Genomic DNA, 23271 nt, shown 5'->3' with positions numbered 1-23271 from the left:
ATTAAACGAGCGGTTAAGGTTTGATACCGATCACTTGCCAATTATGGTTAGATTCATCAGTAATTTTACCTTTTTTGACGTCTGTAATATATTTTATCGTCATATTACGGATAGTGCCTTGTTCATCACCAAAAGCGGTTCGTGAATCCCAAGTTGGTTCAACACGTCTTCCTTCTAATGGTCCACCTTTTTTGACTAACATTTCGTAACGATAAGCGTTCATACCTAATTTCAGCTTCATATCCGCAGTGATAGCCTGACCATTAAGCAATGTTAAATTTTTAATTCGCTCACCAACCGGTTGAGTTAAATCAATAGTATATTTGACCCCACCAAACATATCGTAAGTCATATATTTTGACGCACCACGAATGGGATCATATTGATAATTTTTATCGCCCGGTTGTACTTGGGCAAAATAAGCAGCAGACCATTCCATATAGTCTTTAAGGTCTTGACCGGTAACTTCGAATATACTGATTTCACCAGCGGTATATTGATAATTATTGGCGATATCTTTACGCGTAATTGGACCTTTATTCAGTATTGCTTTTTTATTATCAACCAACACAGAAGTCACATCCGCACCGCTATAATATAATTGAACAGCGTTGAGTAAATGGGTTATCCCTGTTTCTTCGAGGTAAATCGCAGGAATACCATGAATCATTTGCTGGGGAACCAAATCACGATCGGTTTCACCAATAACCTGATTGGCTATTTCTCTTAATTGTTGATGATAAGGCGCATAGATTTTTTCAATTGCCGGATCGGCAGCATACGATTTAACTGGCTGTGTTTCGGCTTTTTTATTCACTAAAGAGGTTTTGTTCTTTTCAAGATCAAAGGTTAAATCTACCACCGAAACCACGGTACCATAACGATGCGGTTCAGTAATCAAAACATTATTGATCACTTTTTCACTTATATTTTGATGATTATGCCCAGCTATAATCACATCGATATCGGGCACTTGGTTAGCCACATCAGCAACGCCGGTTCCTGGTTTATTGTTTTCATTATCCACCCCCATATGGGTAACTAAAACAATAGCATCAACATGTTGTTGTTTTAACGTTTCAACTTGTTTTTGTATTTCTGGAATTGGCATAGTGAATTCCATTTGTTTCACATAACCTGTTTTATCTTCATATTCAGGTACAAATGGTGTCGTTGCCCCAATAAAACCAATTTTTACGCCATCTTTTTCAATAATGGATGTAGCGGGTAAATAGGCTTTACCTGAGTCTTTATAAAAGATGTTCGCTGCTAATGTTTTACCTTTAAATTCAGCAACGATTTTATCAACAACTGGCATGCCAAAATTAAATTCATGGTTACCTAATACCATAATGTCATATTTCATAGTATTAAGAGCCTCAATAGCTGGATGATTTTTCACATCGTGAAAACGTTCAATTTGGTTATCTTGAATGATATCACCCGCATCAACCAAAATAACATTGGCATGATTGCTACGATATTGATTCACAAAGGAAGAAATTTGAGCATAAGAGCCAGAAAAATCCGCCTTGTCGGTACCGTAATCCCAAGGTAACATGCGACCATGGACATCTGTTGTTGCGAGAATCGATACATTAATCTGTTTTGCCAATACGTGAAATGAACTGCTAAATATTAAAATGCTACACAATGAGAGTAGCTTTTTGTTAATGCGCATTTTTATCTCCTATCAATATTCTGCACATTTTAAATTTTAATAAATAAAGTAGAGTCAAGATATGATATTTTTCATATTTATAATTTTCATCCTCAACTCACAGTAACTTATTTAGTAAATAGGCGTCTATTGGTATTTGACTGTAATTGTGATAAAAAAAATGCCCATCAATCTTTATTGAAAGATGAGCATAAGATAGGCAATTTAAAACTTATTAATAATCTTAAGAAACCTAATTAATAAGGCATCCTATCAAATAATAATTAGTGTGACATAGAGATTTTAACGCCACCTTTCGGAATTGGTACATAAGCGGTTTCTTTATCTGTTCTATGTTTGTTATTACGAACTTTAAGCACAGTTCTGATACCAAAGAAGATGATACTATAAACAACCAGCAAAAATAGTATACTTAAACCCGCATTAGTATAATTATTAATCACAATATGGTGCATATTATCAATTTGCTGAGAAGTTAGCGAGTTACCATCAGCAATGCGACGATTGTACTCGTTAGCTAAATAGAAGAATCCTTCCAATTGAGGATCATTACTAAACAGTTTTAATACTAATGCCCATGTAGTACAAATTAATAACCAAACGGCTGGAATGATTGTTACCCAGACGTATTGAGCTCGTTTCATCTTAATTAATACAACTGTCGCTAACACTAACGCTACAGCCGCCAACATTTGGTTAGAGATACCAAATAATGGCCATAAGCTCTTCACACCCCCTAATGGATCGACGACGCCTTGATAAAGCAAATACCCCCATAAACCAACACAACCAAGCGTACCAATAAAACCAGCAACGAGTGAATCGGTTTTCTTCAAGAAAGGCACATAATTACCTAATAAGTCTTGTAGCATAAAGCGACCTGATCGTGTACCTGCGTCCAATGCAGTTAAGATAAATAACGCTTCAAATAAGATCCCAAAATGGTACCAAAAGCCCATATTTGCACCAGGAAGAATTTGATGGAAAACATGCGCAATACCTACAGCTAAAGTAGGCGCCCCACCAGCACGATTTAAAACCGATGGCTCACCAATGTCTTTCGAAGTTTGCATGATTTGTTCAGGTGAAATGACAAATCCCCATGAACTAACCGTTGCAGCAGCATGAGTAGTGACATCTTTCAATTGAGCCATAATCATAGGCGCATCCTCTGTTCCGAGTTTATGCAAATCTGGCATGGTAATACCTAACGCAGATGGCGGGGTATTCATTGCAAAATAGAGACCCGGCTCAATAATGGACGCTGCCACTAAAGCCATCATTGCCACAAAAGATTCCATCAGCATTGCACCGTAACCAATAAAACGAGCATCGTTTTCATTAGCCAATAATTTTGGTGTAGTACCTGAGGAAATCAATGCATGGAAACCTGAAACAGCACCACAAGCAATCGTGATAAATAAGAATGGGAATAGCGAGCCTTTCCAGACAGGACCGGTACCATCGACATATTGGGTAACATCAGGCATTTTTAAATCAGGATTTAAAATAACAATACCTATTGCTAAACCCACAATTACGCCAATTTTTAAGAAAGTAGCTAAGTAATCGCGTGGTGCTAAAATCAACCAAACAGGTAACATGGCAGAAACAATTGCATACCCTACAAGAACATAAGTAATTGTGGTCGCCTTGAAAGTTAACGCTGGTCCCCAATAAGGGTCATGCGCAATAACCCCACCATACCATATTGATAAGATTAATAATATTATACCAATAATTGAAACTTCCAGTACTCGTCCCGGTCGTAGCAATCGCATGTAAATCCCCATAAATAAAGCAATTGGTACTGTTGAACAGACGGTAAATACGCCCCAAGGACTTTCAGCTAATGCTTTAACCACAATTAATGCTAATACTGCAAGTATAATTAGCATAATTAAAAAGCAACCAAATAAGGCGATAGTGCCAGGAAAAGCCCCCATTTCTTCTTTGATCATTTCACCTAATGATGAACCATTACGGCGTGAAGATAAAAATAGAACCATAAAGTCTTGCACAGCACCAGCAAAAACGACCCCAGCAAGTAGCCATAGTGTGCCCGGTAAATACCCTACTTGTGCAGCAAGAACTGGACCAACTAGAGGTCCTGCACCAGCAATGGCAGCAAAATGGTGACCAAACAAGACATATTTGTTAGTTGGCACATAATTTAAACCATCATTATTAATCATTGCAGGAGTTGCGCGGGTAGGATCTAATTGCATAACGTTTGATGCAATATACAAACTGTAATAACGATATGCGACAAGGTAAATTGATACTGATGCAGCAACAATCCATAGCGCACTAACATGTTCACCACGCCTTAAAGCAACCACAGCAAGGCAACATGCTCCAATAAGAGCTAAGATTAACCATGGAATGTGCTTAAAGACTTTATTATTCATGATCATTCTCTTCAAAAATCCAAATTAATTAGTTTGATATTTAAGTCCATCAAAACAAAGGCTATTTAACAATGACGGTAAATGATTAATAGGAATCTTCTTCATAAATAAAAGATTAAATTATCATTTTTCAATGACTTAATTTATCAACTAAAGGTCCTTTATGTTGGAGAACATAGTAAGTTTTAATGTATAAAAATAGTAATATTATTTAAGTTTTAGGTTGGATTAAGACTATGAGTGGTCAAAATTAGACATTAAGCGGTAAAATAAACATCAATCAATAGGCTTTTAAGTCAGTTGTTATAGCCTTAACAAGGCTTTAAGAAATTTTAGGTAACGGCGACTAACCGGAACAGAAATATCATTGATAAAAATTACATCTACACCGCCAGCATCATTAAAACGGATTTCTTTAAGTTTTTTTAAATTAACAAGATATTGTCGATGGCAGCGAATTAAAGGTGTTTTGTCTTCAAGTGTTTTTAAGGTTAATTCTGTGTAATATTCATTATTGGATTGATTGAAAACATAAATCCCACTGATTTTCGATGAAACATAAAAGACATCCTCTAGGTTTAATAAATAAATTCGATTATGCCCAATGCATGGAATGTATTTTAGATTCTGATTTATCTCTTCTGATTCATTGATCTTTCTTGATAAGCTTTGATGATGTAAACGATGTAAAGTTTTATTTAATCTTTCTTGCTCAACAGGTTTAAGGAGATAATCAAAGGCTTGTTCTTCAAATGCCTTGATAGCAAATTCGCCATAAGCCGTTAGAAATACGATCCTAGGCATGGTTTGTGGGTTAAGCATAGATAACATTTCAATGCCGTTTATTTTTGGCATTTGGATATCCAAAAAAACAACATCAGGTTGCAGACGATGAATTTCACGTATTGCTTCCATAGCATTATTACACTCAGCAATAATAGAAATTTGAGGATCGTTTTCTAATAAACAACGTAAATTTTCGCGTGCGGGTAATTCATCATCAACAATAATAACTTTTAGCATTGAACCTTCGTATCCTTTTGCAACGGCAAGATTAACATCACTTTCGTATATTCATCCGATTTACATTCTATCTTGATACCGTATTTTTCACCATAACGAATCTTGATCCGTTTATCGACAAGATTTAGACCTAATCCATGGTTATCTTTTTTATTTTCACAATAATTACCTGCATTATCAATAATTTCTATTATTATTGATTGACTCTTGTCATAAGCACGTATAATTACTTTTCCTACTCCGATCAATTGTGAAGTACCATGTTTTATTGCATTTTCAACAATGGGTTGTAATGAAAACGCCGGCAATTGTACACATTCTAATTCGGATGGGATATCAATTTCGATAGTCAATTGATCCATAAATCGCATTTTTTCAATTTGTAGGTAGGCGTTAACATGCTCAAGCTCATCTTTTAAAGTGACTATTTCTTCGGTCATTTTTAAGTTTTTTCGAAAAAACGTAGATAAATTTTGCACTAATTGCGAAGCTTGTGTTTTATCACGGCGAATGACTGCAAGCAAAGTATTTAAAGCATTAAATAAAAAATGAGGATTCACTTGCGCATGCAGTAATTTAATTTCTGTTTTGGAAAGCAGTTGTTTATAGTATTCATACTTACCGGCTAGAATTTGTGCGGATAATAGGCTGGCTATACCTTCTCCGAGAGTTCGATTTATTGAGCTAAATAAGGTATTTTTTGCTTCGTACAGTTTAATGGTACCAACAACAGTATTATTTTCACCTCTCAGTGGTATAACGAGTGTTGAACCTAAGCGACAACCTTTACTTATGGAACATTGATAAGGTTGATGTGCACCATCAAGATATTGTACTTCATTCCTTTCAATCGCCTTAAAAGTGCTATTAGAGGTTATTAGTGTTCCTGGTTTATGATGATCATCCCCAATACCTATAAAAGCTAATATTTTTTCTCGATCAGTAATTGATACCGCACCAATATCAAGTTGCTGATAAATGATTTGAGCAACTTTAGTACTATTGCACTGGTTAAAACCATCGCGCAACAAACCTTCAGTACTAACAGCAATTTTTAATGCTCTGGCTGAAAAAGCTGAAGTATATCTATCAAATATTGCCCGTCTATCTAATAAAATCCGCATGAACATCGCCGCTCCAATACTATTGGCAATTATCATCGGTGCGGCAATACTTCTAACTATATGCAAAACGACATCAAAGGGTCGAGAAATGGCTAGCACTATTGTCATTTCAAGTGTTTCAACCAATAATCCTAAAATACCAACTAAAAAAGGATTGTAGATAAGATCGACCCGTCCTTTTTTCATTAATAAGTAGTGAATCAGACCACTTAATAAACCGGTTAAAATAGTTGATAACATACAACTTTCAGCAGTAATACCGCCCATTAAATAACGATAAAATCCACCTGTAATACCAACAAGTAATCCAACAATTGGTCCACCAAGAAGTCCTCCCAAAATAGCGCCTATCGCTCGCGTATTGGCAATCGTGTCTTCAATATGCAAGCCAAAATAGCTTCCCATAATACAAAATAAAGAAAAGATACAATAACAAACTAGTTTGTAAGGTAAATGTACAGTAACTTGCATAAGAGGAATAACAATTGGTGTTTTACTTAGCAAATAAGCAATCACTAAGTAAACACACATTTGTTCTAGTAGCTGTAAGACAAGATCAAATTCGAACATAATATTGCTACCAAATCGAAACGGTCAAAAAATTTCGATAAAAGATTGCCGATTTATTTATCTAATAAAGAAAATGTCTGTTTATTCTGAGTTGTCGAGTCAAAACCAACGAACACATTAAATTTACCCGATTCGGCAACATATTGCATTTTATCATTCCAAAATTTTAACATGTCATATTTGATGACAAATTTTACTTGACCTTTTTCATGCGGTTTTAACGTAATATTGTCAAAACCGACAAGCTGCTTGACAGGACGGCTGACCGATGCAGTAATATCTTGTAAATACAGTTGTACTGTTTGTGTTCCTGATCTTTCGCCAATGTTTTCAACATTAGCAGTGACAATAATCTCACTGTTCTTAGTCATTTCAGTATTGGACAGAACAAAATCAATGTTAAAATTGGTATAACTCAAACCGTAACCAAATGGGAATAATGGTTCGTTAGGGCTATCAAAGTAGGAAGTTGTATATTTACCCATATTTTCAATTCCCCTAGGTCGCCCCGTGTTTAAATGGCTATAATAAACAGGGATCTGCCCAACATTAAGAGGAAAAGAGATAGGTAATTTTCCCGAAGGGTTATAATCACCAAATAATACATCAGCGATAGCATTACCTCCTTCTGTGCCTAAATACCATGTTTCAAGCATAGCATCAGCTTGGGCATACTCTTCGTTTAATGTTAATGGACGTCCATTCATTAAAGCAATCACTAATGGTTTACCTGTCGCTTTTAAAGCTTTAATTAACTGTTTTTGGCTAATTGGTAAAGATATATCTGTTCGGCTTGATGACTCGTGCGCCATACCTTGAGCTTCACCAACAAATGCAATTATGACATCGGCTTTTTTTGCTTTTAGAACCGCTTCATCTATCATTTTATCCGCAGGTCGATTATCAAATTTGGTCGTTTGTTCATATAAATTTAAAAAGCGATATAAATTAGCATCATTTGATAGATTTGCTCCAAAGGCATAATTTACTGAATGGACATTATTCACCGCATGTTTAATGCCTTCTAGTGGTGTTACCGCTAAATCAGCTCGACCTGCCCCTGACCAACTACCCAAAATATCACGTTTTGAATCAGCTAACGGACCCACCACAGCAATCTTTGCATTTTTAGAGATTGGCAAAATGTTATTGCTATTTTTTAATAAGACAATACTACGACGAGCAACTTCTCTTGCTTCTTGACGATGCAAACGGTTATCAGCAAACATGGTAGTGCTATCTAAGTGAGGATCTAAATTTCGGTGAGGATTATTAAATAATCCCATATCATATTTAAGTTCGAGTACATGACGACAAGCCTGATTAACTTGAGCTTCAGTAACTGCACCTTCTTTAATCAATTCGGGTAAAAATTGTAAAAAATATTCATCGTTCATGCTCATATCAATCCCGGCATTAATAGCAACACGCACGGCATCTTTCGGATCGCTTGCCACACCATGATTAATAAGTTCGCGTATTGCACCATGGTCACTCACTACAACACCATTAAAATGCCACTTATCACGAAGTATTTCCGTTAAGAGCCAGTGATTAGCTGTTGCTGGAATACCATTAACACTGACTAACGCAACCATAACAGCACGGCTACCTGCATCAATAGCCGCTTTATAAGGCACCAAATATTCTTGGAACATTTTACGTTCACTCATGTCAGTACTGTTATACTCACGTCCCCCTTCAACAGCTCCATAAAGAGCAAAATGCTTAACCGAAGTCACTAACGATTTTTTATCTGCCAACGATTGTTTTTGCATCTTTTCTACAAAAATCCGTCCAGCTTCTGACGTTAAATAAGGATCTTCCCCAAAACCTTCAGAAACACGCCCCCATCTTGGATCTCGGGTAATATCAACCATAGGAGCCCAAGTAATATTTAATCCATCGGATGTGGCTTCATCAGCCGAGACGTCAGCCACTTTACCAATGGCATGACGATCCCAAGTTGCGGCTATGCCTAAATTGATAGGAAATACTGTTCTATGACCATGAATTATATCAAAACCCAGTAATAGTGGAATTTTATTGGGGGATTTTAAAGCGCGATCTTGCATCTGTGATAGATCAGGTTCGACAATGGTATTAAATATTCCCCCAATCTCTCCTGCTTCAATTTCATCGAGCGTCTTGCTAAGTGTCTGTTCATCACCCACACTAATTAAACGCAGTTGACCAACTTTTTCTTTAATGGTCATTTTGGATAATAGATCATCAATAAAGCGTTTTTTTTCTTCGCTTTGAGTTTGTTGTGCTAACAGACTCCCAGAAAAGGCGATAAGAAATAAAAGTGTCGCTATTTTTTTTATCATAATATTTTTTATTTAAGAGGATAGATTAATGAATAGCATAACGCATTCATTGAAGAAAATCTTACTTTATAAGCATTGATTTTCATATTTAAGACGCTTTAGCAATGGTTATTTTAAATTTTTATACTAAAACGTATAGTTAACCTCAAACTTTTTGACAACAATAAATTTATTTGTTAAAGGTTAACTTTGTCGACTAACGTCGACAAAAATGAACATTAATTTTGATTAGTCTCTAAAATTAGTAAACTGGAATGGTTGTCCAAATTCTCCATTTCGCACTAAAGTCATAGTAGCTTGTAAATCGTCCCGAGATTTACCCGTAACTCGTACTTGCTCACCTTGCACTTGAGCCTGTACTTTTATTTTGCTATCTTTAATGGTCTTTACAATTTTCTTGGCTAACTCTTTATCAATTCCTTGTTTAAGCTTAACAGTCATACTGTACAGTTTACCACTGTGTTCCATTTCTTCTGGAATTTCTAAAGCACCGCCATCAATACCACGCTTGGCTAACTTATCACGTAAAATATCGAGCAATTGTTGTACTTGGAAGTCAGATTGACTTGTCGCTTTGATTGTTTCATTTTTTTCATTTAATTCAAACGATGCTTCAACGTTTTTGAAATCCCAACGGGTTGCCAATTCTCGTGTAGCATTTTCAACGCCGTTTTTAACTTCAGGCATTTGTATCTCAGAGACAATATCAAAAGAAGGCATAAACTCTCCTCTTATAATGGTTATAAAAATAATTAGATTTAAGAATGAATAAAATATCAGCCGCCTTTCTAATTAGGCGGCATGTAAAGACGATGACAGCTAAATTAATCGATAGTACGTAGTAGTTCGTTAATACCTACTTTACCTAATGTTTTTGCATCTACTTTTTTAACAATGACTGCACAATATAGGCTATATTTGCCATCTTTAGTGGGTAAGTTACCTGACACTACAACTGAACCTGCTGGTACACGACCATAATGGACTTCACCTGTTGCACGATCATAAATTTTAGTGCTCTGTCCAATAAATACGCCCATTGAGATTACACTACCTTCTTCAACAATCACACCTTCAACGATTTCACTACGTGCACCAATAAAACAGTTATCTTCAATTATTGTTGGATTAGCTTGTAATGGTTCTAATACACCACCAATACCCACACCACCTGATAAATGGACATTTTTACCAATTTGTGCACAAGATCCAACTGTTACCCAAGTGTCAACCATAGTACCTTCATCAACATATGCACCAATGTTAACATAAGATGGCATTAAAACGGTGTTACGTGCCACATAAGCACCTTTACGCGCAATAGCGGATGGCACAACACGAAAACCTTCTTGCTGGAATCGAGCTTCATCATAATCGGCAAATTTTAATGGTACTTTATCGTAATAATTCGTTGCACCACCATTAATAAGTTGGTTTTCATTAATACGGAAAGAGAGCAACACCGCTTTTTTTAACCATTGATGAGTCACCCAATTGCCATTAATCTTTTCCGCAACACGCATCTTACCGCTGTCTAATAAAGCGATACATTGATTAATTGCGTCACGTGTTACTGCATCAACATTTGATGGAGTGATTTCTGCGCGGCGTTCAAAGGCTGCGTCGATAATAGTTTGTAATTGTTGCATCTCGAGTTTCCTTTACTTATAAGTCCGTTACTAAATATAAAATGGATAAACAGTATAATATAATCTTCCTTGCTTTTTAAGTGGTTTGTCATCGCCAATAAGTTCAGTGAGAAAAAAATACAATTTATTTGGAACAAATCACACAGATTTTTCCTTCCTAAAAAACATTTGTAGAGTAAATTGTACAATTATCCATATCAGTTTTAAGCACAAAAATGATTATGCATGCTCAAGGTTTTTCATTACTCGAACTTTTAATAGTTATAGGCATTAGCTCTATTCTTGCAACTGTGGGAATTCATCATTGGAAAGCTATTCAACTTCGTAATGAATTAGTTTCAACAACACAACAATTGGCTTACTTTTTAAATGAAGTTCAGGTAAAAGCTTATACCGAAAATCAAAATTATAAACTTTTTGTTTTTTCATCTCCTTGGTGTTTAACCATTACATCCGAAGAACGCCCCACATCTTGTAAACAAGGTGCATTGCAATTTATCAAACCAAATAATACTGTAAAAATTAGTGGATTAACTGAAAAAAAACATATTTATTTTTGGGGAAGACGCAATATGGCACAATCATTTTCCTTAGAGCTATCTAATGAAATTGGTAAAAGTAAAGTTTTTGTCTCATACCGTGGGCGTATTCGATTTTGCCAGTTGAACAGTTATTTACCGAGTTTACCGCCATGTTAAAGGCGTTAGGATTTTCATTATATGAAATGTTAATTAGCATTACTTTAGTAAGTTTGATTGTGATAGGGATAACATCTTTTTATAATAAATTACAACAAAATACATTGCATCATTACCAATTAATGCATTTGCAACAAACTATTAAGCAAGCATTAGTTGGTTTATCAAAAGACATCAAACGAGCGGGATTTATTGCCGATGATCCAACTAAAATGAAAAAAAGTGCTTTTGAAATAGTTGGCTCTCTAAACTGTATGATTATTCGATATGATAGTGAAATTCGCCATGATTGGATCGACGATCCTTGGAACTTAAACAATTCGGATATATTTACTTACCGTTTCAAAAATAATAATGTTGAATACAGAACTGGAGCAGTAAATTGCAAAGAGACCAAATGGGAAAAATTATTCGATCCTGCTGAAATTAAAGTAACAAAATTTGATATCAAACAGAAAAATAACACAATTGAATTATCAATTGGAGCTGAATTAAAAAAACACAAACATGTTAAATATCAAATAACAAAAATAATCAAAAATGAAAATCTATTTAAGACTGCATCAGAATAATGAAAATGGTTTTAGCGCTATTATCATGGTCGTTATTTTAATGGTCATTGGATTATTCTTATTAACGAATTTTAATCTATTACTGATTTCTTGGCAGAAAACTGTTGTTATGGAAAATCGCTATTATCGACAGTTTAATCAAGCAAGTTCAGCATTGAATTGGGCTTTAACACAGGATTGGCAAACACCAACAAAACATTGGCAATGCTTAACAGACTCAAAATACCATTTAAAAGCTTGTGTAAAAAAATCACTGCTAAAAGTAGATAATTATCAACTTTTACGAAGTGAAGCTGATGGTTTCTTTTTATATTCGCTTGCACATTTAAATGGCACAAAACTTGTTGTAGAAAAAGGTCATTGGTTAGATTACTGTCCGGAGAAAAGAAGCAGTGATTGTGAATAATAAAAATATTATGGGATTTAGCTTAGTTGAAGTAATGATAGCAAGTTTACTATTTTCAATTGTCATTCTTGGTTTTACAGGTTATCAACAATCACTAATTTATCAATACCATTATCTTTCTAATCAGTTACAAGCAGAACAAATAGCGTTTGAACTGCTTGAAAGTTATCCCGAGATTACCAACGATATTATTCCAAATGATTGGCAATATACGCTAAAAAGTGAACAATATAACATCAGATGCAAAATGATTTTTGTTACTGTGACACCAATGAATTATAAGTCAGTCAATCAACAACGGTTATTTTGCCATTAACTGCCAAAATTTTACCATAAAAAACACAAAAATTATCCGGAACTCAATGAGCAATTCAACCAATCCTGTAAAAGTTGTAAAACTTCCTGTGTTTTTTCAGCATGCACGTTATGCCCTGCGCCAGAAATAGTTACAATTTCAGCATGGGGAAATTGAGCATAAATAGTATTTTGATATTTCTCAGCTAAATAAACCGAATTTCCTCCACGAATAAATAATATCGGTTTTAAACATGGCGCATTAGCTGGTATGATTTGCCAGTCGCAAATGTTTGCGTATTGATCATTGATGGCATTTAAATTAAATAGCCAATGTTGATTTTTATAAGATTTTAATAAAAAAAGACAAATTGCGTCAGTAATACCCGCTTCTCGCATAACTGCCATAATTTGCTTTCTATCGGTAATCTGGTTATTAAGGCAATACATTAAAGATCGTAATATAATCGCGTTAGGTGATCCATTATATTTTACTGGCGCGATATCAATCACAACTATTTTTTGGATGAGATCAGGGATAACTTGTGATAATTGCATCGCTACTTTTCCCCCCATAGAATGCCCAATCAAAATGATATCTTTTAATTGAAGTTCGCGACAAAGGTCAGCCACATCTTGCGCCATTGCGGGATAACTTATTTGGTCTGACCAAGGTGATTGGCCATGATTACGCAAATCAACTTGTAATGTTAGATATTCAGATACTAGACCGCCAGCCAGCTGATTTAAATTATCTAAGCTACCAAACACGCCATGCAGAAAAACAACAGGTTGCCCTTTACCTTGCAATTTATAATTTAATTTCATCTTTCAACTTAGTATTTTATATTTAAATATGAATAATATATGGTTAATGCTAAATTCACCAACAATTAATTCAATAACAACAATCTTCATAACTATGATAAAATATTAAAACAGTTTTTAAAAAAGTGTTAAATCGTATGTTTCATAATAATCCGCTACTTGCACAACTTAAGCAAGAACTTCATCAACAAACACCACGTATTGAAGGTACTGTCCGAGCCCATGAGAAAGGATTTGGTTTTTTAGACGTCGACAATAAAACCAGTTATTTCATTACAGCTAATAAAATGAAAACCGTGTGCAATGGCGATAAAGTATCTGGAACAGTAATTGAAAATGGTGATAAAAAGTTTTTTGAACCTGAATCACTAATAGAAAGTCCCTTACAAAGATTTATAGGAAAAATCGGTTTTCAAGAACAAACAATGGTTATTTATCCTGAAAACATGCCTTCAAATTTAGCCATTCGATGTAAAAATAATAAACAGATTCAAGAGAATCTCAAAGATGAAGATTGGGTAGTCGCCACATTGATTTCTCATCCTCTAGAAGAAGGTAAAAATCATTTTTTAGCAGAAATTACGCATTTTGTGGCTGAAAATGGTTCAATTTATCTACCTTGGTTAAAAACTTTAGCCCGACATAATTTAGAATCAAATCCCCCACAATCGGATACATTAACCATTGATGAAAATGAACTGATTAATCGTCAAGATTTAACCGATATAAACTTTTTTACCATAGATAGTGAATATACAGAAGATATGGATGATGCCATTGCCATTTCAAAAGACGAGCAAGGTAATTACCAACTTAAAGTCGCTATTGCCGATCCCACAGCGTATATTTCACAAGACAGTCAATTAGATAAGATCGCTAAACAAAGAAGCTTCACAACTTATTTACCTGATTTTAACATTCCAATGCTACCTGAAGAGTTAGCCAATGACCTTTGTTCTTTAAAAGAAAACCAAAAAAGACCGGCGTTAGTATGCAATATTAATATCGATGTAAACGGTAATATAGATGAAAATAGCATCATTTTTATGACAGCATTTATCGAATCAAAAGCAAAGCTTTCTTATAATAATGTTTCAGATTTCTTAGAAAATGCTGATGAATTGCTATCTAATAACGCAACATTACCCGAGCAACTGAATTCATTGTTAGATTTGGCAAAAACAAGAACTATCTGGCGACAAAACAATGCACTTGTTTTCAAAGACAGCAATGATTATCGTTTTGTGCTTGATGAAAATCGTCATGTCAAATCTATCAATAAAGAATCTCGTCGTATTGCCAGTCAAATTGTTGAGGAAGTAATGATCATTGCCAACCAAGCCTTAACATTGCAATTTATTAATAAAATCGGATTTGGTATATTCAATATTCATTCAGGTTTTGACATTAAATTTATTGATCAAATTTTGAAAGTTCTCACCAATCATGGTATTGAGGGATTTAATAAAGAATCATTATTGTCTTTCGATGGATACATTAAATTACGACGAATGATCGATAATGATGCGTTTTTATCAGCTCGGCTCCGTAAATGTCAAAGTTCGGCCGATTTTTCAATTGAACCACAACCTCATTTTGGCTTAGGATTGAATGCTTACGCTACTTGGACATCACCAATACGCAAATATGGGGATATGGTTAATCATCGTTTAATTAAAAATTATTTACGTTCACATTCTTTGAATAAACCCGACAACGAGCAGCTAAAGATCATCAATGAAAGACGTAAATTATTACGCTATGCTGAACGAGATATCGCTGAAAATCTTTATGTTCAATACTTATCAGATAAAATTGGTGATAACTTTGTTGCGGAGATTGTCGATATCAACCGCGGAGGTGCTCGTCTGCGTTTAACGGATATTGGTGCATTTGTGTTTTTACCACTCTCAATGATTCATCCAACTCGAGAAGAAGTGGTTTCATTTCCTGATGAGGGCGTCATTAAAATTAATAATAATATCTGTTATAAACTTGCCGATACCCTTACCGTTAAAATTCACCAAGTTAAAAAAGAGAATCAATCAATAATTGTTAAATTAGTTACCGATAAATAATGGCATAAAAAATTGAATTCACAATAATCTTGTTGATTTTGCAACCCCTGATATTACATAGGGGTTGCCTAACTAATAATTGATGATATTTTAACGCTCAACCTCTTTTTTTTCTTAATAATATCTGATATCTTTCTTCATCCATTAAAATATTTTTATCAACTAAAATAAACAAGATTCAGAGGGTGCTATGTTATCAATTCATGGACATGAAGTCTTACAAATGATGGCTGGTAATAACTATACAGAATCATCTCTTCTTCAAGCCATTGAAACAAAATTTGGGAAAAATGCTAAATTTCACACTTGCTCTGAAGCTAATATGAATGCAGAACAACTCATCTGCTTTTTAAAGTTAAAGGGTAAATTCAAACCTGCTAATAATTCTGGATTTACAGTCAACGAAACAAAAATCTGTCGTCATTAACTTTGTAAGATATTAGTGACTGTTCATAATGCTTTTTTTTACACATTTGAATTAATCGTATGGTGTATTTAATAGAATATGAGTATATAATTTCGCGCAGATATTAGCCTGCCCTAAAATTACAACTCGAAAAATATATTCATGGAATTTATATATGAAATTAAGTAATATTTTTATATGCGCAATTGTTCCTATTTTTATTGCCAGTTGTGCGCATAAATCGGTTACATCCGTTAAAAATGTAGAACCTTCACAGACTGAAACGGATCGATTATCTGTACTAATGCAAAAAACAGAATCGAATAACCCATATGTGATTGATGCAAAAGATCAATTACAAAAACTGGTTCAATCAAAAAATTTTAACGAATACATTTCAAATGAAGGTATCCTAGACTGTGTTAATGACAAGAACCAATCAGCGTGTGTTTTAAATTTTTATCTTCATCAATATTATAAATTAAAATATGATTTTCAAGTTAAAAAAATTATTGAAAATAATCAAATAGAGCACAAAATTGAATTAAGCAAAATCAATACTACACAAGCGAATATCAACAACTATTGTGACCTTTCAGCTGATTTTATTGCAGCTATTTATACAAACAATAATAACAAAACTTCTACTTTTCAGACGTTATTCAAAATGAATAAAGAAGACTTATCAATTTTACATACTAAAATTCTCAAGGATAACTATACTCACTTTTTGATTGATGAAAATCCAAGTATTCTTCAAGAAATGAAGGCAGAATTTATGGAAAAGTGTCTGAATGATCCTAAGAATAACATTATCAATTATCTAAATATTTTCCGTTAACCCGAATGCGAGTTTTTATGTATAATTTATTACCAATCAGTCAGTTTAGTAAAACAGTAACTTGCAAAATGCTTTGCTTAGTTTCAGCTCTTTGTATTAGTTTTTCTTCATCAGCTTTTTCGTTTAACGATGTTATTACTAAAGCAGAAAAACTATCAAAGAAAAGTTATGTACAACCATCTAAAAACATACCAAATGAGTTAGCGGCTTTACAATTTGCTGATTATCAGAAAATTCAATTTAATCATGAAAAAGCTTATTGGAATGACAAAAAAAATCGTTTTAAATTAGAGTTTTATCATGAAGGGATGTATTTTGACACCCCCGTTCAAATCAATGAAATTGTCAATAATCAAGTTAATGAAATTAAATACGACCCAAGTTATTTTGATTTAAGTCAAGCAGGATTAGAAAATCTAGACACAAAAAAACTTGGATTTGCCGGATTTAAGGTTCATTATCCAATAAACAATCCAACTAAAACCGATGATGAAATTTTTACAGCGCTTGGAGGCAGTTATTTCCGAGCAGTAGGAAAAGGTCAACGATATGGATTGTCCGCTCGAGGATTAGCCATTGATACCGGAGAGATGACTGGTGAAGAGTTCCCTCGTTTTAAGGAGTTTTGGCTCGAAAGACCATTGCCTAAACAAAAACATTTAGTCATTTATGCTTTACTTGACTCACCTCGCGTAACAGGCGCTTATAAGCTCATTTTAGTACCAAGTATAGATACAACAATAACGGTTGAAGCTAAAATATTTTTCCGCGATTCGGTAAAAAAACTCGGTATCGCCCCTTTGACAAGTATGTATTTATTTGGTCCAAATCAGCCATCTCCTTTATTAAATTATCGACCAGCAATGCACGACTCTAATGGGTTATCTATTTTATCTAACAGTGGTGAGTGGATATGGCGACCATTAAATAATCCAAAACGCTTATCTTTTTCATCATATAGTTTTGATGCTCCTAAAGGTTTTGGATTGATTCAACGAGATAACGGATTTGAGGATTACCAAGATCTTGATGATCATTATGAACTGCGCCCTAGCGTGTGGACAGAAATTTTAGGCAATTGGCAAAAAGGTCGTGTTGAATTGGTTGAAATTCCAACTGCTGATGAAACAAATGACAATATCGTTTCTTTCTGGGTACCTGAAAAACATTACAAAGCCGGTGATAGTCTTGATATTAAGTATCGATTGCATTATTCATTAAATGAAAAGCAACGTTATCCAGATAATGTAGCTAGAGCAATTAGCACTCGATTATCATTAGGTGATATAAAGCAGGCAAATTTAATCCGTAAACTTGATGGTTCAAACGCTTATGTTATTGACTTTGCCGGTCCTAAATTATCAGAACAAGAACCGGTCAGAGCAATATCAAGCATTAATAACGGATCGATTGTGAGTTCTGAGGTACAATATAATTCAGTCACAAAAGGCTGGAGAGTTCTTATACGGTTCAATGTTCAAGACAATAAAAAACCAACGGATATTCGTGTTCAATTAGCTTCAGAGAAAACGAATGAGATTTTATCTGAGACATGGAGTGGTCAATATCCAGGGCAATAACGATAATAAGATAACATAATGAAAAAAGATTACTTTGCTACACTTTCTGGCGCTGATGATTGGCGTCAGAAATTAAAAAACAATGAAATTGCACCAAATGATACTGAATTTCTGAAATATCGCCTAAATCAAATTGGCGATACATCAAATTACATTGATGAAAGAAATCAGCAACCCAGTTACCCTAAAGTTGAACGAGTTTCGATTCAACCACAAACATGGAATAAACGCTATAAAGCTAATTTCAAAGATAAAGTTAATCTCATTGCGGTTATCCGTCGCTTAATAATGTTTGCACTAATTGTGATTCAAACCTATTTCGGAACGACTTATCTATCGACATTATTGCCTTATCAAAGTTGGGAAAAAATCAATTTTATGGCTAATTGGGTAAATAATCCTAAATTAGCCATATATAGCATCATTCCATATATTATACAAGGGTTTATTATTTTTCTGTTTGCTATTTTGTTTGCCTGGATTTCAATAGGCTTTTGGACCAGTATTATGGGACTGATTTTAGCTGTAATAAAAAAAGACCGTTATACTATTGAGATCCCAAAAGATGCAACGAAACACATTGATGCGAAACATCGTACAGCATTAGTTATGCCAATTTGTAATGAAGATGTAGCACGAGTTTTTGCGGGATTACAAGCAACCTATCAATCTTTAGTTGAAACCGAGCATGCTGATTACTGTGATTTTTATATTTTAAGCGATACGAATGATCCCGATCTTTATGTAAATGAATTAAAAGCATGGTCAGATTTTAATGCTCAAAAGGAGAATAACGGATGTAATATTTTTTACCGACATCGTAAACGTCGAGTAAAACGTAAAAGTGGTAATATCGATGACTTCTGTCGACGCTGGGGACATTTATATGAATATATGTTGATACTTGACGCTGACAGCATCATGACGGGTGATTGTATTTTAAAGATGATTGCCATGATGGAAATGACACCTAAAGCGGGCATATTACAGTCACCGCCGAAATCAGTTAGAATGAAGACACTGTATGGTCGAATCCAACAATTTGCCAATCAGATTTACAGTGATATCTTTTGTGCTGGTACTCACTTTTGGCAACTCAGCGAAGCTCAGTATTGGGGACACAATGCCATGATTCGCTTAAAACCTTTTATTGAACACTGTATTTTATCCCCACTTCAAGAACGTAAAGGACCAATTCACATTTTGTCTCATGACCTTGTTGAAGCTACATTGATGAGACGCGCTGGCTATGGAGTTTGGATCGCCTATAATATGAATGGAAGTTACGAAGAACTACCAGGCAATATGATAGAAGATCTTAAACGAGATAACCGTTGGTGTATGGGTAACTTAATTAATTTAAAATTGCTTTTTAAAAGTGGGATCACTTTAACTCATAGAGTAATGTTTTTAACTAGTGGGATGGCTTATATTTCATCTTTATTGTGGTTGATATTTTTATTCTTTTCAACGCTTCTTCTATTAGTTTTTAACTTATCCGATCAACAATATTTTTTCCAACCTAATCAATTTTATCCGACATGGCCAAGATGGGATGAAAATTTAGCATTACAATTGTTATCTACAACGATGGTATTATTATTTGCACCAAAATTCTTTAGTTATGGCATTATCATCGCTCGCACAGGAGCTAAAGATGTGGGTGGCATTTTTAAACTTACCCTATCGATATTTATCGAAATGTTATGGTCGATGATATTAGCCCCAATACGTATGATATTCCACAGTAAATTTGTGGTTAAAGCATGGTTAGGCAGCAAAATTCAATGGAAGTCACCTTCAAGAAACGACGATGCCCTAACATGGGGAGAGTCTTTTTATTTTTGTTGGACTCTTTCTTTATTAGGCATTGTTTGGCTTGGTGTGATTATTTGGTTAAATCCTCAGTTTACTTATTGGTATATCGCTATTCTAATTCCACTGACTATTTCGCCTTTAGTGATCAGAGTTTCAGGATTATCAAGTATTGGAATAAAAGCCCAAAAACTCGGTCTATTTTTAACTCCAGAAGAAACTCATCCTACGAAAGTCGTAACCAATACGGGAAAATGTCTAGTTAAAACAGAAGCGAATATTGTTGAACACGGTTTTATCATGGCTTTAGTTGATCCCATTTACAATGCTTTAGCTTGCGCATTGTCTACTTCTCGTCATTTACCAAACATAAAAATTGAGCAAAGACGTCTTGAGATAATTGAGCAACTCAAACAAGTTGATTTAGAAAAAATCAATAAAGAACAACAATTAACAATTTTAGAAGACCCAATAATTCTTTCTGAATTACATCAGCATATTTGGCAGCAGCAAGAAAAGTACGACAATTTATTCACTTTATGGCAAAATGAACGTCAATAATAAAAAATAGGGCTTAAGCCCTATTTTTCTTTTTCAGTAATTTATCAAAATCCATGGATATTTTTTATGACTTGGCAACCTTCCGCATCTATCAATAATCTACTTAAGCGCGCAAAAATTATTTCACAAATACGACAATTTTTTACCGATCGATGCATATTGGAAGTCGAAACGCCAACTTTAAGCCAATATGCTGTTACTGATGTGCATTTAAGTTCTTTCTCTACTACTTTTTTTAGACCCGGTGAATTCGATCAACAACTTGGGCGAAAGATGTCATTAATTACTAGCCCTGAATATCACATGAAGCGTTTATTAGCTGCGGGCAGTGGTCCAATCTATCAGATATGCAAATGTTTTCGCAATCATGAAGAGATCAGCGATTTTCATAATCCTGAATTTACTATGCTCGAATGGTATCGAATTCAGTTTGATATGATGCAAATGATCAATGAAGTTGATGATCTATTACAAACAATTTTGGATTGTGAACCAGCGGAACGTATCTCTTATCAAAAAGCGTTTCAACGTCATCTTAATATTGATCCCTTAGAGGCTGATTATGCAACATTAGTGAACACTATTAATCAGTTAAATATTGGAATTAAAACAGAAGAGTTCGATAAAGATGGTTTATTGCAATGTTTATTTACTTTTGGTGTAGAGCCACATATTGGTCATGATAAACCGATTGCCGTGTATAACTTCCCTGCTTCACAAGCAGCATTAGCTGCAATTAACAGCGAAGATCATCGTGTTGCTGGTCGCTTTGAATTTTATTACAAAGGTGTAGAGCTTGCGAATGGTTTTAAAGAATTAACAAATCCACAAGAACAAAGGCTGCGTTTTGAACAAAACAATCAAGATAGGCTCAATCTTAATCTACCTCAACAAGAGATCGATATTGAGCTATTAGCTGCAATGGAAAATGGTCTACCTGACTGTGCCGGAGTGGCAGTAGGTTTAGATCGTTTGATCATGTTAGCGCTTGATTCAATGAAACTTGATGATGTAATTTCATTTACCTTTGAAAGGGCCTAGCGATGATAAGTCATTTAGGACTAATTGAGTGGATCGCCATTGTGCTTGGATTAGTATCCTTAATTCTCTTAATTTTATTGATTAAATCACTGCTGGTTATTAGTAATTCAAATCAACTATTTAATTTACAACTTTCTCAGTTAAAACAAGAGAATCAAACATTAACTAATGAAGTAAATCAGCTTGAAAGTGAATTAAACGAACATCGACAACAAAATATCGAACAATTTGCTACTATTAGTGAACTAAAAACACGTTTAGAAGAAACGCGTAATGCAGCTCATGAACGCCAGACAGTACTAGAGCAAAGTGAACAACGACTTACCACTCAGTTTGAAAATTTAGCGAATCGTATATTTGAGCACAGCGGTAAAAAAATTGAACAACAAAATAAACAAAGCCTTAATTTCTTATTATCGCCATTAAAGGAACAATTAGAAAGCTTTAAAAAGCAAGTCCAAGATAGTTTTGGCGAAGAAGCAAAAGAACGCCATACGCTTACTTATGAGATCCGTAATTTACAGCAATTAAATCAACAAATGACTAAAGAGGCATCCAATCTTACTAACGCTTTAAAAAGTAACAATAAGATCCAAGGAAATTGGGGAGAGTTTATACTTAGTCAAATACTTGATAATTCCGGTTTAAGATTGGGTCATGAATATGATACTCAGGTTAATTTAACCAATGAAAATAACCAACGTCTTCAGCCTGATGTCATCGTACATCTACCTCAAGGGAGAGATGTGGTTATTGATTCTAAAGTGACGTTGGTTGCCTATGAACGTTATTTTAATAATGACGAAGAATTCATAAAAAGCAAAGCATTATCCGATCATTTAACTGCGGTACGTAACCATCTAAAGCAACTTAGTCAAAAAGATTATCATAAGTTAATTGGTATTAATTCTTTAGACTATATATTAATGTTTATTCCAGTAGAACCGGCATTTTTATGTGCCATTGATCATGATCCATCATTAATCAATGATGCACTCAAAAATAACATTATGATTGTCAGCCCAACCACCCTTTTGGTTGCCTTACGCACGATTCATAATTTGTGGCGTTATGAGCACCAAAATCGTAATGCTGAGCTAATTGCAGATAAAGCAAGTAAATTGTATGATAAAGTCCGCGGTTTTGTGGAAGATATGGAAAATCTAGGTAATACCCTTGATAAAGCTCAACAAACTTATCAAAATTCTATTAATAAACTATCCAAAGGTCGCGGTAATATTATAGGTCAAATTGAGCAATTTAGAGAATTAGGAGTTGAAGTTAAAAAACCTATTAATCCAGACATAGCATCATTTTCTGTAGATAATCTTAACAAAAATAAAGATTAATGATTTACCGTGAT

Annotated in this window: 19 protein-coding genes; 11 read left to right on the top strand and 8 right to left on the bottom strand. The window is 34.4% G+C overall.

All coding sequences use genetic code 11. From position 1 onward, the window contains the following. Nucleotides 1-13: 13 nt before the first annotated feature. The 7 genes from J3U19_RS01650 to dapD form a co-directional block, all read right to left on the bottom strand. Nucleotides 14-1681, bottom strand: coding sequence for a bifunctional metallophosphatase/5'-nucleotidase (locus J3U19_RS01650; protein WP_267345260.1), 1668 nt, complete (start codon nt 1679-1681; stop codon nt 14-16). 263 nt (nt 1682-1944) lie between these two features. After that, the gene (locus tag J3U19_RS01645) at nt 1945-4092 is read right to left on the bottom strand and encodes a carbon starvation CstA family protein (protein ID WP_416380324.1); all 2148 of its coding nucleotides are present in this window, start codon (nt 4090-4092) and stop codon (nt 1945-1947) included. 303 nt (nt 4093-4395) lie between these two features. After that, on the bottom strand, nt 4396-5115 hold the full coding sequence (gene btsR / locus J3U19_RS01640) for a two-component system response regulator BtsR (protein ID WP_267339381.1): 720 nt from the start codon (nt 5113-5115) through the stop codon (nt 4396-4398). Continuing rightward, nucleotides 5109-6809 carry a sensor histidine kinase gene (locus J3U19_RS01635; RefSeq protein ID WP_267339382.1) on the bottom strand — a complete coding sequence of 567 codons (1701 nt, stop codon included), beginning with the start codon at nt 6807-6809 and terminating at the stop codon, nt 5109-5111. The genes btsR and J3U19_RS01635 overlap by 7 nt, the downstream gene beginning before the upstream one ends. A 53-nt stretch (nt 6810-6862) precedes the next feature. Then, nucleotides 6863-9136 (bottom strand): beta-glucosidase BglX, encoded by a 2274-nt coding sequence (gene bglX / locus J3U19_RS01630; RefSeq protein WP_416380333.1) that lies wholly within the window; start codon nt 9134-9136, stop codon nt 6863-6865. A 231-nt stretch (nt 9137-9367) separates the two neighbouring features. Further along, entirely contained in the window at nt 9368-9859 is a 492-nt protein-coding gene (locus J3U19_RS01625) for a YajQ family cyclic di-GMP-binding protein (protein WP_267339384.1), read from the bottom strand. 104 nt (nt 9860-9963) lie between these two features. Continuing rightward, nucleotides 9964-10788, bottom strand: a complete 825-nt coding sequence (dapD, locus tag J3U19_RS01620) for a 2,3,4,5-tetrahydropyridine-2,6-dicarboxylate N-succinyltransferase (protein ID WP_267339385.1) — start codon at nt 10786-10788, stop codon at nt 9964-9966. A gap of 215 nt (nt 10789-11003) precedes the next feature. Between dapD and J3U19_RS01615 the strand changes: the two genes are divergently transcribed. From J3U19_RS01615 to J3U19_RS01600, 4 genes are read left to right on the top strand one after another with little or no spacing between them, the layout of a single operon-like run. Continuing rightward, nucleotides 11004-11486: a prepilin-type N-terminal cleavage/methylation domain-containing protein gene (locus J3U19_RS01615; protein WP_267339386.1), complete on the top strand. Its 483-nt coding sequence runs from the start codon at nt 11004-11006 to the stop codon at nt 11484-11486. Then, the gene (locus J3U19_RS01610) at nt 11444-12058 is read left to right on the top strand and encodes a prepilin peptidase-dependent protein (RefSeq protein ID WP_267345259.1); all 615 of its coding nucleotides are present in this window, start codon (nt 11444-11446) and stop codon (nt 12056-12058) included. Before J3U19_RS01615 ends, J3U19_RS01610 begins: the two co-directional genes overlap by 43 nt. Then, nucleotides 12027-12464 carry a DUF2509 family protein gene (locus J3U19_RS01605; protein WP_267339388.1) on the top strand — a complete coding sequence of 146 codons (438 nt, stop codon included), beginning with the start codon at nt 12027-12029 and terminating at the stop codon, nt 12462-12464. The genes J3U19_RS01610 and J3U19_RS01605 overlap by 32 nt, the downstream gene beginning before the upstream one ends. Beyond that, the gene (locus J3U19_RS01600; protein ID WP_267339389.1) at nt 12457-12780 is read left to right on the top strand and encodes a type IV pilus modification PilV family protein; all 324 of its coding nucleotides are present in this window, start codon (nt 12457-12459) and stop codon (nt 12778-12780) included. Before J3U19_RS01605 ends, J3U19_RS01600 begins: the two co-directional genes overlap by 8 nt. Before the next feature lie 32 nt (nt 12781-12812). Here J3U19_RS01600 and J3U19_RS01595 read toward each other — a convergent pair whose 3' ends face one another. Beyond that, complete coding sequence (locus J3U19_RS01595; RefSeq protein WP_267345258.1) at nt 12813-13586, bottom strand: alpha/beta fold hydrolase; 774 nt, start codon at nt 13584-13586, stop codon at nt 12813-12815. A gap of 137 nt (nt 13587-13723) precedes the next feature. Between J3U19_RS01595 and J3U19_RS01590 the strand changes: the two genes are divergently transcribed. The 7 genes from J3U19_RS01590 (at nt 13724) to rmuC (ending at nt 23257) form a co-directional block, all read left to right on the top strand. Beyond that, entirely contained in the window at nt 13724-15664 is a 1941-nt protein-coding gene (locus tag J3U19_RS01590; protein WP_267345257.1) for an exoribonuclease II, read from the top strand. 190 nt (nt 15665-15854) lie between these two features. After that, nucleotides 15855-16091 (top strand): YecH family metal-binding protein, encoded by a 237-nt coding sequence (locus J3U19_RS01585; RefSeq protein ID WP_267339392.1) that lies wholly within the window; start codon nt 15855-15857, stop codon nt 16089-16091. 154 nt (nt 16092-16245) lie between these two features. Further along, nucleotides 16246-16911, top strand: coding sequence for a hypothetical protein (locus J3U19_RS01580; protein WP_267339393.1), 666 nt, complete (start codon nt 16246-16248; stop codon nt 16909-16911). Nucleotides 16912-16928: 17 nt separating this feature from the next. After that, nucleotides 16929-18491 carry a glucan biosynthesis protein G gene (locus J3U19_RS01575; protein WP_267345256.1) on the top strand — a complete coding sequence of 521 codons (1563 nt, stop codon included), beginning with the start codon at nt 16929-16931 and terminating at the stop codon, nt 18489-18491. An 18-nt stretch (nt 18492-18509) separates the two neighbouring features. Beyond that, nucleotides 18510-20867 (top strand): glucans biosynthesis glucosyltransferase MdoH, encoded by a 2358-nt coding sequence (gene mdoH / locus J3U19_RS01570; protein ID WP_267345255.1) that lies wholly within the window; start codon nt 18510-18512, stop codon nt 20865-20867. Between the two features lie 66 nt (nt 20868-20933). After that, complete coding sequence (gene epmA / locus J3U19_RS01565) at nt 20934-21908, top strand: elongation factor P--(R)-beta-lysine ligase (RefSeq protein ID WP_267339396.1); 975 nt, start codon at nt 20934-20936, stop codon at nt 21906-21908. Between the two features lie 2 nt (nt 21909-21910). Next, nucleotides 21911-23257, top strand: coding sequence for a DNA recombination protein RmuC (gene rmuC, locus J3U19_RS01560; protein WP_267339397.1), 1347 nt, complete (start codon nt 21911-21913; stop codon nt 23255-23257). Nucleotides 23258-23271: the final 14 nt, after the last annotated feature.

Source organism: Gilliamella sp. B2828, assembly GCF_026537125.1.
Classification (GTDB): domain Bacteria; phylum Pseudomonadota; class Gammaproteobacteria; order Enterobacterales; family Orbaceae; genus Gilliamella.
The sequence above is the reverse complement of the archived record's forward strand: the minus strand, read 5'-3'. Positions and strand labels throughout refer to the sequence as shown.